This window comes from Paraburkholderia sp. GAS348 (genome assembly GCF_050434205.1).
Taxonomy (GTDB): Bacteria; Pseudomonadota; Gammaproteobacteria; order Burkholderiales; family Burkholderiaceae; genus Paraburkholderia.
Genome location: NZ_JBNPVT010000015.1, coordinates 63,706 through 75,869, shown reverse-complemented (window position 1 = coordinate 75,869; position 12,164 = coordinate 63,706). Strand labels below are relative to the sequence as shown.

Below are 12,164 nucleotides of genomic sequence, written 5' to 3'. Positions count from 1 at the left end.
GAACAAGACCATGGAATTTTTCCGTTTTCGCAAAGACATTCCGTTCATGCAGCGTGCGTTGATCTTCAACGCAATCTCGCTGCTGACGTTCCTTGCCGCTGTGTTCTTCCTGGTGCATCGCGGGCTGCATCTGTCGGTGGAATTCACCGGCGGTACCGTCATCGAAGTGCAGTATCCCGGCGCCGCGCCGCTCGAACCGGTGCGCGGCACGCTCAACAAGCTCGGCTATCCCGACGCGCAAGTGCAGAACTTCGGCACTTCGCGCGACGTGCTGATCCGTCTGCCGCTCAAGCACGGCTACACGTCGGCGCAACAGAGCGACCAGGTGATGGGCGCGCTGAAGGGCCAGGACCCGCAGGTGCAGTTGCAACGCGTCGAGTTCGTCGGCCCGCAGGTCGGCAAGGAACTCGCTACCGACGGCCTGCTCGCGCTGGCCTGTGTGGTGGTCGGCATCGTGATCTATCTGTCGTTCCGCTTCGAATGGAAGTACGCGGTCGCCGGCGTGATCGCGAACTTGCACGACGTGATCATCATTCTCGGCTTCTTCGCGTTCTTCCAGTGGGAGTTCTCGCTGTCGGTGCTGGCCGCGGTGCTCGCAGTGCTCGGCTACTCGGTGAACGAATCCGTCGTTATCTTCGACCGGATTCGTGAAACCTTCCGCCGCGAACGCAAGATGACCGTGATCGAGGTGATCAACCACGCGATCACCAGCACGATGTCGCGCACGATCATCACCCACGGCTGTACGCAGATGATGGTGCTGTCGATGTTCCTGTTCGGCGGCCCCACGCTGCACTACTTCGCTCTCGCGCTGACGGTCGGTATTCTGTTCGGCATCTACTCGTCGGTGTTCGTCGCCGCGGCGCTTGCCATGTGGTTCGGCGTGAAGCGCGAAGATCTGGTGAAGGACAAGAAGGAACGCGTCGATCCGGACGATCCAAACGCCGGCGCACAAGTCTGATTCTGCTGCAGGCAGACATCTGGCCCGATCGTGAAAAAAGGAAGGCCGGTTCTCGCGAACCGGCCTTTTACGTTTACCGCCTTTACCGCCTTTACCGCCTTTGCGGCCTTTGCGGCCTTTGTGGCCTTTGTGGCCCTGCTGCTCCGTCCCGCCGTCCTCGCACCCTGCACGCTCGCTCGCCAAGCTCTGTCGCGCAGCAGGACAACGCGGCAACGTGTTAGCGGAACCCAAGCTTGCGTCTCGCCGCCATCAGCGCCACCAGGCTGACGGCCGCGGCAAAAATCATGTAGTAGCTCGGCGCGGCCTTCGACCCCGTGAAGCTGATCAGCCACGCGATGATGAAAGGCCCGAAGCCACCGAAGATCGTCACGGCGATGTTATAGGCCAGCGACATGCCGGTGGTACGCGTCTGCACCGGGAACATCTCGGAAAGCAAACCCGGCAGCGCCGCGAAGTAGCCTGTCATCAGAAAGCCGAACACAATTTGCAGCACGATCAGCGTGCCGAAGCTCGGATGCGCGACCAGATAGATGAAGGCCGGATTGATCAGGATGAGAAGCAGCAGCGCCGAAATCAGCATGATCGTGGTGCGGCCATGGCGGTCCGAGAGATGGCCAACCAGCGGCGAGAACACCATCTGGATCACGCCGGTCAGCGCGATCGCCGCGAACGCGACCGACGGCGCCAGCCCCAACTGCTTCACGCCGTAGGTCGGCATGAACAGCACCAGATAGCTCGACACCGTACCGAGCACCACCACGCCGATCGCAATCACGAGGCGCAGCTTCTGGCTGGCGAAGGTGTCGCGCAGCGGCGTCGTGGTGGCTTCCGCCGCGAGGAACTCAGGCGTTTCGTCGAGTTTGGTGCGGATATACCACGCGACCGGCCCGATCATAAGACCGAAGAAGAATGGCACGCGCCACCCCCACGAGGCCATCTGCTCCGGCGACAACTTGCCGGTCAGCAGCACGCCGAAGCCGGCCGCGAGCAGCGTGGTGAGCCCCTGGCTCGCGACCTGCCAGCTCGCGAAAAAGCCGCGCCGCCCCGGTACGTGTTCCGCGAGAAAAGCCGTGGCGCTGCCGAACTCGCCGCCCGCCGAAAAGCCTTGCATCAGGCGCGCCACTACGAGAATCACGGGCGCGGCAATGCCAATGCTCTGATACGTCGGCAGAACCGCGATGATCAGCGTGCCGCACATCATCAGCAGGATCGACAGCGTAAGCGCCGCCTTGCGTCCGGCGCGGTCGGCGTAAGCACCGATCACGATCGCGCCGAGCGGCCGCATGAAGAACGACACGCCGAAAGTGCCAAGCGTCAGGAGCAGCGAGACCGTGTCGTTACCCGCCGGGAAAAACAGCTTCGCGATGATGACCGCGAAAAAACCGTACACGACCAGATCGAACCATTCCAGCGCGTTGCCGATCGAGGCGGCGGCCACCGCGCGCCACGAATTCCGCCGGCTCCCCGCCAGGCTTGCCGCTGCCGTTGCATTCATGCAGATCTCCAACGCGCGCGAAATATTGTTGACGTAGGTTCTACGCTGGATATCGCCGAACTGGATGCGCGCACAACCAATCCGGAACCAGCGCTCTATGTACCTGAAAAATTAAGGCGGCGCGAGCGGCAAATGACCCATGACTGCTGCACAAGGCTCCCCGCGTTTCAAGCGGGCAATAAAAAGCCGCTTCATCGCACATGCGAACGAAGCGGCTTTTTTGTTGCGATGCAACGGCCGCGCCATGAGCGGCATTCAATACGAATAGGCAAAAGGCTCGTTAAAGCGCTTATTGCTTGATGCCTTCCGACTGAATATGCAGCGTGGTATCCATGCTAAAGCCATACTTGGCACCGGAATCCATGCCGTATTCGCTGCGGTTGAAATGAGCGCTCGCTTCCACGCCGCACACTTCACGCTTGAGCACCGGGTGCTGCATGCACTTGAACGATTCGATCTTCAGATTCAGCGGCTTGGTCACGCCGCGGATCGTCAGGTTGCCGACCACTTCGACCGGCTTGTCGCCGTCGAACTTGATATCGGTCCCTTTGTAAGTCACCGCAGGGTACTTGGTAACGTCGAAGAATTCGTCCGATTTCAGATGCTCGTCGAGTTTGCCGTTGCCGGTCTCGACCGAAGCCGGGTCAACCGTCACGTCCACCGTGCCGGTTTTCGCCGCACGGTCGAGCGTGACCGTGCCGGAACTCTTGACGAACTTGCCGCGCCACACGGAGAGGCCGCCGAAATGATCCGCCTCGAAGCTCGGATACGTGTGAGTCGGGTCGAGCTGATAAGTGTCGGCGGCAGCAAACGCGCCGAGCGAGAAGGAAGAGGCCAATGCACCGACGGCGATCAACAGAGATGTTTTCAATTCAGGCTCCTTATGTTTCTGGAAGTCTTGAAGGATAGCGGCCGCACCCAAAGAGCGCGGCGAACGTCAATTGCGTGCAGCGACGATATGAAATTTGATCACCACGTCATCAGCAACCACCGAGGTGTCTTTCCATTCGCCGGTGCCGATGTCGAATTGCGAGCGCTTGATCGGCAGCGAGCCGTCGAAAGTTTGCGTCGCGCCCTGCTGGGTGACCGTGACCGGCACCACGACGGTCTGCGCTTTACCCTTGATGGTCAACTTTCCGGTGACCTTGAACTGATTGCCGCCGGCCGGGGCGATCGCGCTCGATATGAAAGTTGCAGCCGGGTAGGTCTTCGCGTCGAACCAGTCCTTGCCGCGCACCTGATCGTTATAGCTTTCGTCACCGAGGTCATAACTGCCGACGTCGATGCTCAACTGCGCGCTGCCGTCGGCCGGTTTTGCCGGATCGAACTTCACTTGCGCGGTGAATTTGCCGAATTTGCCTTCCACCGGCACGTTCATCTGCTTCGACGTTGCCGTCACCGAACTTTTGGCGACGTCGACCTGCGCGAGCGCACTGCCGGCTGCGGTCAGAGAGGCCGCTGCGAACGTGGCGAGCATGTAACGATAAAACGAAACTTTCATGGTTATCCTTATTTGATGAAAGGGAGCATGCGCGACAGCAGGCCGTCGCGGTCGAGCCATTGATGCTTGAGCGCCGCCGCGACATGCAGCACGACCAGCACGAGCAAGGTGTAATTCAGCGCGATATGCACGTTCTTCAGCAGCTCCTTGAGATGCGGGTCTGGTGCGATCAGGCGCGGCAGCGGAATCAGGCCGAGGTACACCACTGGCACGTTGGCCGCCGAGCTATACAGATAGCCGGAGACGGGAATCACGATCATCAGCACGTAGAGCAGAAAATGTGTGAGATGCGCGGCGCCGCGCTGCCAGGCCGGCATGCGGCGCGGCATCGACGGGCCCGCGTGGGTGGCGCGCCATAGAATGCGCAGCACGGCGAGCACGAACACCGTCACGCCGATCCACTTGTGGTACGAAAAGTAGCGCAGCTTGGTGGGCGTGAAGCCGGGGATATCGGTCATCACCCAACCGAGCGCGAAGCTGCACACGATCAGCAGCGCGATCAGCCAGTGAAAGGCGATGGCCGTCCGCGTGTATGACTCCCGGCCACCAAAAGAAGGATTGAGTGCCATGACAGGTCAACGCAAGTTAAGAGAGGTTAACGGCGCAGCCGGCCCGGCTATTCCACGCATGCCAATGCATGTTGCATCGTGCGGCTCGATAGAAAGCATGGCGGCTGCGGCACACGCCAAGGCCGCCATGCTACCGCAAGCGGAAAAAGCTGGGTCGATCAGAGTTAGCGCTTTAGCGCTTACTCTGATCCCATGCAAAGCTCTTACTCTGATCCCATGCAAAGCTGTCGACCCGGAATGCCGCCCGGCCAAAAGTCTTCCACGTGCAGAACAGTATTGAACAATTGGGGACCGAGACTGTCAAAATCTGTCGCTTTCACGTAAGACCAGTCCAGATGCTTCCGCTGCCCGACTCACCCCGCACCGGGTGCAATGGCCGTCCCGGCCGCGAAGCGCGTTTGGTACTATTGCTCCACGCTTTCTTCTGCCCGGCCCTAAAACCGGCATTGCACGCCTCCCTTCATGTCGTTAGCTCTTCTGCCGTATGGAACATGACAACCTGATCGCGTGCCATGAGTGCGATACGCTGTTCTACAAGCGCCGGCTTATCGGGCGGGAGGTCGCGCGTTGTTCGCGCTGCGGCGCGACGCTCTATCAAGGCGTCTCCCGCAAGCTCGACAGTATCTGTGCGATGACGCTGGCCGCGCTGATTACCTTCGTGATCGCCCAGGCCTTCCCGATCGTCGAACTCGAAACCAACGGCATCACCTCGCAGACCACGCTGTTTGGCGCGCTCATCGCACTGTGGGGCGAGGACATGCAGATCGTCGCGGTCATGGTGTTCTGCTCGACCATCCTGTTCCCGCTGACCGAGCTGGTCGCGCTGCTCTATGTGCTGCTCCCGCTGAACGCCGGCTACGTGCCGCCCGCCTTCAACCGCGTGTTGCGCGCCATTCAATTCGTGCGGCCATGGGGCATGATCGAAGTGTTCATGCTTGGCGTGCTGATCACCATCGTGAAGATGGTGAGTCTCGCACGCGTGATTCCCGAAGCGGCGCTATTCGCGTTCGGCGTGCTGACGCTGATGATCGCGGTGGTGCTCACGTTCGATCCGCGCGAACTGTGGGACCGCGCCGACGAAATGGCTAACCGCAGCCAGAGACCGCGGCCGCGCACCGCCGCGGACAGCGCGGCGGCTGCCGTCAGTTCGCTTGACGGGCCGCCCCCGCCGCCTGAGGTGCAAGGCACGGCCCAATCCGCATTGCCGCCGGCGCCGCCGGTGCCGCCAGCGCCGCATCAAGGATGAACGCACGATGAAATACGTGACCGCGAAGCGCGCGGGCCTGGTCGCCTGCCACGCGTGCGGACGCGTCGAGCCGCGTATCCGCTCCGTCACGCCGCAACACTGCGGACGCTGCGGCGCGGTGATGCACCGGCGCAACCCCGACAGCCTGATGCGCACCTGGGCGCTGCTGATCGCCGCGGCCTTGCTGTATATTCCGGCGAATCTGTTACCTGTGATGCACACGTCGTCGCTGCTCGGTTCGGAAGACGACACCATCATGAGCGGCGTCGTGTACTTCTGGACCTCGGGCGACTGGCCGTTGGCCGTGATCGTGTTCATCGCCAGCATCATGGTGCCGATGCTCAAGCTCAGTGTGCTCGTGTTGCTCACCACCACCGCGCAGCGCCGCTCGCGCTGGCGGCCGGAGCAACGCGCCACGCTCTACCGGATGGTCGAACGGATCGGGCGCTGGTCGATGCTCGACGTGTTCGTCGTCACGCTGACCGTCGCGCTGGTCCGTTTCAAGTCGCTTGCTGTGATCACGGCTGGACCGGGCGCAATCGCCTTCGGCTCGGTGGTGATTCTGACGATGATGGCATCCATGCAATTCGATCCACGGCTCATCTGGGACAACGTGGAAGGCAGTACTCAAAAACCTCAGGACCTCGACCATGACTAGCCCGCAAGGACCGACGCCCGCCTCCGATGCGCCGCGCAACGATTCGAACGGACCGAAGCTGCCGCCCCAACTGCCTGACCCTGACATCGAGCCGCGCAGCCGCTGGCTGCCCTCGCTCGTCTGGGTGATTCCGCTGATCGCCGCGCTAATCGGCCTTGCGCTCGTGATCAAGTCGGTGACCGAAAAAGGCCCAACCATCACGATCACGTTCGTCAGCGCCGAAGGCCTCGAGCCCGGCAAGACCAAGGTCAAATACAAGGATGTCGATGTCGGCTCGGTGAAGACCATTACGCTCTCGAAGGATCTGTCGCACGTGCTGGTTCAGGTGCAACTCACCAAGGAAGGCGAAAACTTCGCGGTCAAGGATTCGCGCTTCTGGGTGGTGCGCCCTCGCGTCGGCGCGAGCGGCGTGTCCGGACTGACCACGCTGCTCTCCGGTGCGTACATCGGTGCGGACGCCGGCCATTCACCGGACACCGAACAAGACTTTGTCGGCCTCGAAACACCGCCGCCGATTACGGGCGACCAGAAAGGCCACCAGTTCATTCTGCATGGCGACTCGCTCGGCTCGATCGACATCGGTTCGCCGATTTTCTACCGGCGCGTGCAGGTCGGCCAGGTGGTCGGCTTCTCGCTCGACAAGGACGGCACCGGCGTGACGATGCGGGTCTTCGTGTCGGCGCCGTTCGACCAGTACGTCGGCACCAATTCGCGCTGGTGGCATGCGAGCGGCGTCGATTTGCGGCTCGACTCGAGCGGCTTCAAGCTGAATACGCAGTCGCTTGCCACGGTGATCGTCGGCGGCTTGTCGTTCCAGTCGCCGCCGGGTCAGGGCGTGGGTGCGCAGGCGCCGAACAACATGACGTTCCGCCTAGGTTCGGATGAACAGGACGCGATGCGCGAACCGGATGGCGTGCCATTGCGTGTGGTGATGAACTTCAATCAGTCGCTGCGCGGGCTGTCGGTCGGCGCGACGGTCGACTTCCGCGGCATCGTGCTGGGCCAGGTGACCAACATCGGCATCGACTACGATCCGAAGACGCGCAGCTTCACGATGCCGGTAACGATGAACCTGTACCCGGACCGCCTCGGCAAGCGCTTCCGCGAAACCGCGCCGACACCGGGCAGCCTCGCGGGTCAAACCTTGCTGCAACAGCTCGTCAAGCATGGGCTGCGCGGCCAGTTGCGTACCGGCAATCTGATTACGAGCCAGTTGTACGTAGCGCTCGATATCTTCCCGAAAGCGCCGCCGGCCACGGTTGACGTAACGGGCGATCCGCTCGAGTTGCCGACCATTCCGAACTCGCTCGACGAACTGCAGGTGCAGGTTGCCGACATTGCGAAGAAGCTCGACAAGGTGCCGTTCGACCAGATCGGTTCGAACCTGAACAGCGCGTTGAAGAATGCCGACCAGCTGTTCACGCGACTCGACAAGGAAGTCGTGCCGGAGGCGCGCGACACGCTGGCTGCGGCGAAGCAGACCTTCGGTTCGGCCGAGGCGACATTGCAGCAGGACTCGCCGTTGCAGTCGGATGTTCACCAGGCGTTGCAGGAACTGACACGTACGTTGCAGTCGCTGAATGCGCTGTCGGATTATCTGGAACGTCATCCGGAATCGCTGTTGCGCGGTAAAACAGGAGATAAACCATGATGTTTGCCCGGCTCCCCCGCCCGCCGCGCGGGCTTGTGCGCGGCGCTGTTTATGTCGGCGCTCTGGCCGGACTGATAGCGATGGCGGCGTGTTCGTCGCCGTCGAGCCGCTTTTATACGCTCGGCGCGGATAGTGCGCCTGCTGGCTCCGCGGCGGCGGTTAGCGCCCGGACATCGGCTGCGCCGGCGTGGCTGATCGAAGTCGCGCCGATCGATGTCCCGCCGCAAGTGGCGAAGAATCAGCTTGTGGTGCAGACGGGACCGACGCAGGTTCAGGTGCTCGAGCAGGAGCGTTGGGCTTCGTTGCCGGGTGACGAGCTTCGTCGGGCTTTGTCGACCAGTCTTACGCAGCAGCTGGGCACGATCGATGTGTATGGCACTGCGTATGCCGATACGACACCGGTGTATCGGGTCAGCATGAATGTGCAGCGGTTCGAGTCATGGCCGGGGTCGCATGCGTTGATCGATGCGGTTTGGAGTGTGCGGGCTGTGCGTAGTAATGCTGTGATGACCTGTCGGAGCGTGGTGAGTGAGCCGGTTGGCGGCGGCTACGATGCGCTTGTCAATGGGCATCGGGTGGCGTTGCAGCGGATTGCTTTGCAGGTGGCGGGTGCGGTGCAGGCTATGGCTTCTGCTGCTCCGCAAGGGAAGGTTGGGGGTGCTACGGGCGCTGGTTTTGCCGTGCCGGCGTGTCCTTCAGCTGTTGCGGCTGCCAGTGCGGGGAGTTGAAGGTTTCTTTGCCAGATCAGGAAAAGGCCAAAACGACCCGTAATCCCGACCGCGTACAATAGCGCCTTATCTAACGCCTTCCGGCAACCTCAATGTCCTTCGATTTCTTCCTTCCCTGTCCGCGTGGCCTTGAAGCCTCGCTCGCCACCGAGCTCGCGGAAATTGCCGCGAAGCACCTGAACGGCGCGCCGTTCACGGCTGGCGCGCAAGTGCCCGGCGGTGTGCATTTCCGCGGCGGCTGGGCCGCCGGCATGGCCGCCAACCTGCACTCGCGCCTCGCGAGCCGCGTGCTGCTGAAAATCGCGCATCGGCCGTATCGCAGCGAACAGGACATTTACGCGCTTGCGGTCGAACAGCGCTGGGAGCAGTGGTTCTCGGCAAACGAAACGCTGCGCGTGGACGTCACCGCCATCAAATCGCCGCTGCGCAGCCTGGAATTCACGACGCTGCGCGTCAAGGACGCGATCTGCGACCGTCTGCGTGAAGTGAGCGGTGCGCGTCCGAACATCGACACCGCCATGCCCGACGTGCGCGTGTTCGCGTTCCTCACCGCCACCGATTGCACGCTCTATCTCGACACCTCCGGCGACCCGCTCTTCAAGCGCGGCTGGCGGCTGGACAAGGGTGCGGCGCCGCTGCGCGAGAACCTCGCGGCGGGCATCCTGCGCCTGACCGGCTGGACCGCCGGCACGCCGCTGTACGACCCGATGTGCGGCAGCGGCACCTTCCTCGCGGAAGCCGCGCAAGTGGCGCTGAATATCGCGCCGGGCGCGGAGCGCCGCTTCGGCTTCGAGAAGCTCAAGCAATTCGACGCCAGGACCTGGCAAACGCTGAAGGCCGCCGCGCTCGACGCCAAGCACGCCGCCCGCAGCTCGCGCGCCGATCTGCAGATCTTCGGCAGCGATATTTCCGGCGACATGCTCGACAAGGCGCGTGCGAACTTCCAGCGCGCTGGCCTGCCGTCAATTCCGCTCAAGCAGGTCGACGCACGCGGCATGACCGCACCGTCGGCTGAGCCGGGCATCCTCGTCGCAAATCCGCCGTACGGCGAGCGGATCGAAGTGCGCGGGCGCAACGCACGTGGTGAAATCCGCGAAGGCCGCGCCACACGTGAAGGCCGCGACGACGAGAGCTTCCACCGGGCCCAGGAAGAAGCACCGGATAGCGAGTTTTTCCAGTCGCTCGGCGATGCGCTGAAGCAGCGCTTTACCGGCTGGCACGCGTTCATCCTGACGTCGGATCGCAAGTTGCCCGGTCAGTTGCGTCTGCGTGAATCGACCAAGACGCCGCTCTTCAACGGCGCGCTTGAATGCCGGCTGTTCCGTTTCGACCTGATCGCGGGCAGCGTGCGTCAGCGGCCGCAGAACAACGACACGCCGCCGGCCTGAGCCCTTGCAGAGCAGCACCGGAAAAAGCCGCGGATCCAGGTCCGCGTTTTTTTCGCCGGTATGCCAGCGATCGGCGCACGCGGGGAGTTGGTTTCGCGGCCCGCCGCGAGGCAGGCCGCGCAGCACAGCGGTCCGTTATTCCACCGCCTTCACCATATCCTCGATCACCTTCTTGGCGTCGCCGAACACCATCATCGTCTTGTCCATGTAGAACAGGTCGTTGTCGAGGCCGGCATAACCTGCTGCCATAGAACGCTTGTTCACGATGACCGTGCGCGCCTTGTAAGCCTCGATGATCGGCATGCCCGCGATCGGCGACTTCGGATCGTTCTTCGCCGCCGGATTCACCACGTCGTTCGCGCCGAGCACCAGCACCACGTCGACCTGACCGAACTCGCCGTTGATATCGTCCATTTCGTAGACCATGTCGTACGGCACTTCGGCTTCGGCAAGCAGCACGTTCATATGCCCCGGCATCCGCCCGGCTACCGGGTGAATCGCGTACTTCACCTCGATGCCCTTCTCGACCAGCTTGTCGGTCAGCTCCTTCAACGCATGCTGCGCGCGCGCGACCGCCAGACCGTAACCCGGCACGATCACCACCGTTTCAGCATTGCCGAGCATGAACGACGCATCGTCAGCCGAACCGGATTTCACCGGACGCTGCTCCGCCGACCCACCTGCAGCCGCCGCACCCGCCTCGTTGCCGAAGCCGCCGAGAATCACGTTGAAAAACGAGCGGTTCATCGCGCGGCACATGATGTACGACAGGATCGCACCCGACGAACCCACCAGCGAGCCCGCGATGATCAGCATCGGATTGTTCAGCGAGAAGCCGATGCCCGCCGCCGCCCAGCCCGAGTACGAGTTGAGCATCGACACGACCACCGGCATATCCGCGCCGCCGATCGGGATGATGATCAGCACGCCGAGCACGAACGCGATGATCGTCATGATGATGAACGGCAACCACGACTGCGTGAGGAAGAAGATCACGCCGAAGCCGAGCATCGCGAGCGCGAGCAGCAGGTTGATCAGATGCTGCCCCGCATAGACCACCGGTGCGCCCTGGAACAGGCGGAACTTGTACTTGCCCGACAGCTTGCCGAATGCGATCACCGAACCGGAGAACGTAATCGCGCCGACAAACGTGCCAATGAACAGCTCGACGCGATTGCCGTATGGCAGGAAGCCCGGAATTGCATTCTCTGGATCGACGAGGCCGAAGGCCGACGGCTCCGACACCACCGCATACGCGATGCACACCGCGGCAAGACCGATCAGCGAGTGCATCGCCGCGACCAGTTCCGGCATCTTGGTCATCTCGACGCGCGCCGCGACGAACGCGCCGATCGCGCCGCCGATCACCAGCGCGACCAGCAGGAGGCCAAGCCCTAACCCAAGATTCGAGCCGAGCGCATTCGCCTGTTTGACGATCAGCGCGATCGTGGTGAGGATCGCAATCGCCATCCCGACCATGCCGAAGGTATTGCCGGTGCGCGCCGTCTTCGGATTGGACAGCCCCTTGAGCGCCTGGATGAAACAGACCGACGCGACCAGATAAAGCAGCGTGACGACGTTCAGACTCATTACGCGTTCTCCTTTGCAACTGCGGGGAGCTTCTTCGGCTCTTTCTTGCGGAACATCTCCAGCATTCGCCTCGTCACCAGAAATCCGCCGAACACGTTCACTGCCGCGAGCGCGACCGCGAGCGTGCCGAAGAACTTGCCGGTGTCGCCCACGGTGAGGCCGGCTGCCAGCATTGCGCCGACGATCACGATCGCCGAGATCGCGTTGGTCACGGCCATCAGCGGCGTGTGCAGCGCGGGCGTGACGTTCCAGACGACGTGGTAGCCGACGTAGATCGCCAGCACGAAGATGATCAGGTTAATGACGGTGTGGTTGATGACTTCCATCGCCGCTCTCCTATGTATTGATTCGATGTCGGCCAGAGTAAGCGCTTTAGC

12 protein-coding genes are annotated in these 12,164 nt (G+C 62.4%); 6 read left to right on the top strand and 6 right to left on the bottom strand.

Translation table 11 applies throughout. The features are described from left to right. The first annotated feature begins 10 nt into the window (after nucleotides 1-10). Complete coding sequence (gene secF, locus P3T22_RS22985) at nucleotides 11-961, top strand: protein translocase subunit SecF (protein WP_063494802.1); 951 nt, start codon at nucleotides 11-13, stop codon at nucleotides 959-961. A gap of 217 nt (nucleotides 962-1,178) precedes the next feature. Here secF and P3T22_RS22980 read toward each other — a convergent pair whose 3' ends face one another. From P3T22_RS22980 to P3T22_RS22965, 4 genes are all read right to left on the bottom strand, one after another. After that, nucleotides 1,179-2,456 (bottom strand): MFS transporter, encoded by a 1,278-nt coding sequence (locus tag P3T22_RS22980; RefSeq protein ID WP_429326225.1) that lies wholly within the window; start codon nucleotides 2,454-2,456, stop codon nucleotides 1,179-1,181. Between the two features lie 289 nt (nucleotides 2,457-2,745). After that, on the bottom strand, nucleotides 2,746-3,315 hold the full coding sequence (locus tag P3T22_RS22975) for a YceI family protein (protein ID WP_429326250.1): 570 nt from the start codon (nucleotides 3,313-3,315) through the stop codon (nucleotides 2,746-2,748). A gap of 78 nt (nucleotides 3,316-3,393) precedes the next feature. Continuing rightward, the gene (locus tag P3T22_RS22970; RefSeq protein WP_429326224.1) at nucleotides 3,394-3,957 is read right to left on the bottom strand and encodes a YceI family protein; all 564 of its coding nucleotides are present in this window, start codon (nucleotides 3,955-3,957) and stop codon (nucleotides 3,394-3,396) included. Nucleotides 3,958-3,965: 8 nt separating this feature from the next. Next, entirely contained in the window at nucleotides 3,966-4,526 is a 561-nt protein-coding gene (locus P3T22_RS22965; protein ID WP_429326223.1) for a cytochrome b, read from the bottom strand. Between the two features lie 484 nt (nucleotides 4,527-5,010). On the opposite strand from P3T22_RS22965, the gene P3T22_RS22960 reads away from it, so the two are divergent. The 5 genes from P3T22_RS22960 to P3T22_RS22940 all read left to right on the top strand — a co-directional run bounded on the left by P3T22_RS22960 (nucleotide 5,011) and on the right by P3T22_RS22940 (nucleotide 10,197). Further along, complete coding sequence (locus P3T22_RS22960; RefSeq protein WP_429326222.1) at nucleotides 5,011-5,772, top strand: paraquat-inducible protein A; 762 nt, start codon at nucleotides 5,011-5,013, stop codon at nucleotides 5,770-5,772. Nucleotides 5,773-5,779: 7 nt separating this feature from the next. Further along, nucleotides 5,780-6,430: a paraquat-inducible protein A gene (locus tag P3T22_RS22955; protein WP_063494797.1), complete on the top strand. Its 651-nt coding sequence runs from the start codon at nucleotides 5,780-5,782 to the stop codon at nucleotides 6,428-6,430. Then, complete coding sequence (locus P3T22_RS22950; RefSeq protein WP_063494796.1) at nucleotides 6,423-8,081, top strand: intermembrane transport protein PqiB; 1,659 nt, start codon at nucleotides 6,423-6,425, stop codon at nucleotides 8,079-8,081. The genes P3T22_RS22955 and P3T22_RS22950 overlap by 8 nt, the downstream gene beginning before the upstream one ends. Further along, on the top strand, nucleotides 8,078-8,809 hold the full coding sequence (locus tag P3T22_RS22945) for a PqiC family protein (protein ID WP_429326221.1): 732 nt from the start codon (nucleotides 8,078-8,080) through the stop codon (nucleotides 8,807-8,809). Before P3T22_RS22950 ends, P3T22_RS22945 begins: the two co-directional genes overlap by 4 nt. 92 nt (nucleotides 8,810-8,901) lie before the next feature. Then, nucleotides 8,902-10,197: a THUMP domain-containing class I SAM-dependent RNA methyltransferase gene (locus P3T22_RS22940; RefSeq protein ID WP_429326220.1), complete on the top strand. Its 1,296-nt coding sequence runs from the start codon at nucleotides 8,902-8,904 to the stop codon at nucleotides 10,195-10,197. Between the two features lie 135 nt (nucleotides 10,198-10,332). Here P3T22_RS22940 and P3T22_RS22935 read toward each other — a convergent pair whose 3' ends face one another. Together P3T22_RS22935 and P3T22_RS22930 are read right to left on the bottom strand one after the other, a co-directional pair. After that, nucleotides 10,333-11,787, bottom strand: a complete 1,455-nt coding sequence (locus P3T22_RS22935; protein ID WP_063494793.1) for an NAD(P)(+) transhydrogenase (Re/Si-specific) subunit beta — start codon at nucleotides 11,785-11,787, stop codon at nucleotides 10,333-10,335. Continuing rightward, nucleotides 11,787-12,113 (bottom strand): NAD(P) transhydrogenase subunit alpha, encoded by a 327-nt coding sequence (locus P3T22_RS22930; RefSeq protein ID WP_063494792.1) that lies wholly within the window; start codon nucleotides 12,111-12,113, stop codon nucleotides 11,787-11,789. Before P3T22_RS22930 ends, P3T22_RS22935 begins: the two co-directional genes overlap by 1 nt. Nucleotides 12,114-12,164: the final 51 nt, after the last annotated feature.

Bases quoted from the DNA above. Each gene is read 5' to 3' on its own strand.
- secF (WP_063494802.1), top strand. From the start codon at position 11: ATGGAATTTTTCCGTTTTCGCAAAGACATTCCGTTCATGCAGCGTGCG.
- P3T22_RS22980 (WP_429326225.1), bottom strand. From the start codon at position 2,456: ATGAATGCAACGGCAGCGGCAAGCCTGGCGGGGAGCCGGCGGAATTCG.
- P3T22_RS22970 (WP_429326224.1), bottom strand. From the start codon at position 3,957: ATGAAAGTTTCGTTTTATCGTTACATGCTCGCCACGTTCGCAGCGGCC.
- P3T22_RS22965 (WP_429326223.1), bottom strand. From the start codon at position 4,526: ATGGCACTCAATCCTTCTTTTGGTGGCCGGGAGTCATACACGCGGACG.
- P3T22_RS22960 (WP_429326222.1), top strand. From the start codon at position 5,011: ATGGAACATGACAACCTGATCGCGTGCCATGAGTGCGATACGCTGTTC.
- P3T22_RS22955 (WP_063494797.1), top strand. From the start codon at position 5,780: ATGAAATACGTGACCGCGAAGCGCGCGGGCCTGGTCGCCTGCCACGCG.
- P3T22_RS22950 (WP_063494796.1), top strand. From the start codon at position 6,423: ATGACTAGCCCGCAAGGACCGACGCCCGCCTCCGATGCGCCGCGCAAC.
- P3T22_RS22945 (WP_429326221.1), top strand. From the start codon at position 8,078: ATGATGTTTGCCCGGCTCCCCCGCCCGCCGCGCGGGCTTGTGCGCGGC.
- P3T22_RS22940 (WP_429326220.1), top strand. From the start codon at position 8,902: ATGTCCTTCGATTTCTTCCTTCCCTGTCCGCGTGGCCTTGAAGCCTCG.
- P3T22_RS22935 (WP_063494793.1), bottom strand. From the start codon at position 11,787: ATGAGTCTGAACGTCGTCACGCTGCTTTATCTGGTCGCGTCGGTCTGT.
- P3T22_RS22930 (WP_063494792.1), bottom strand. From the start codon at position 12,113: ATGGAAGTCATCAACCACACCGTCATTAACCTGATCATCTTCGTGCTG.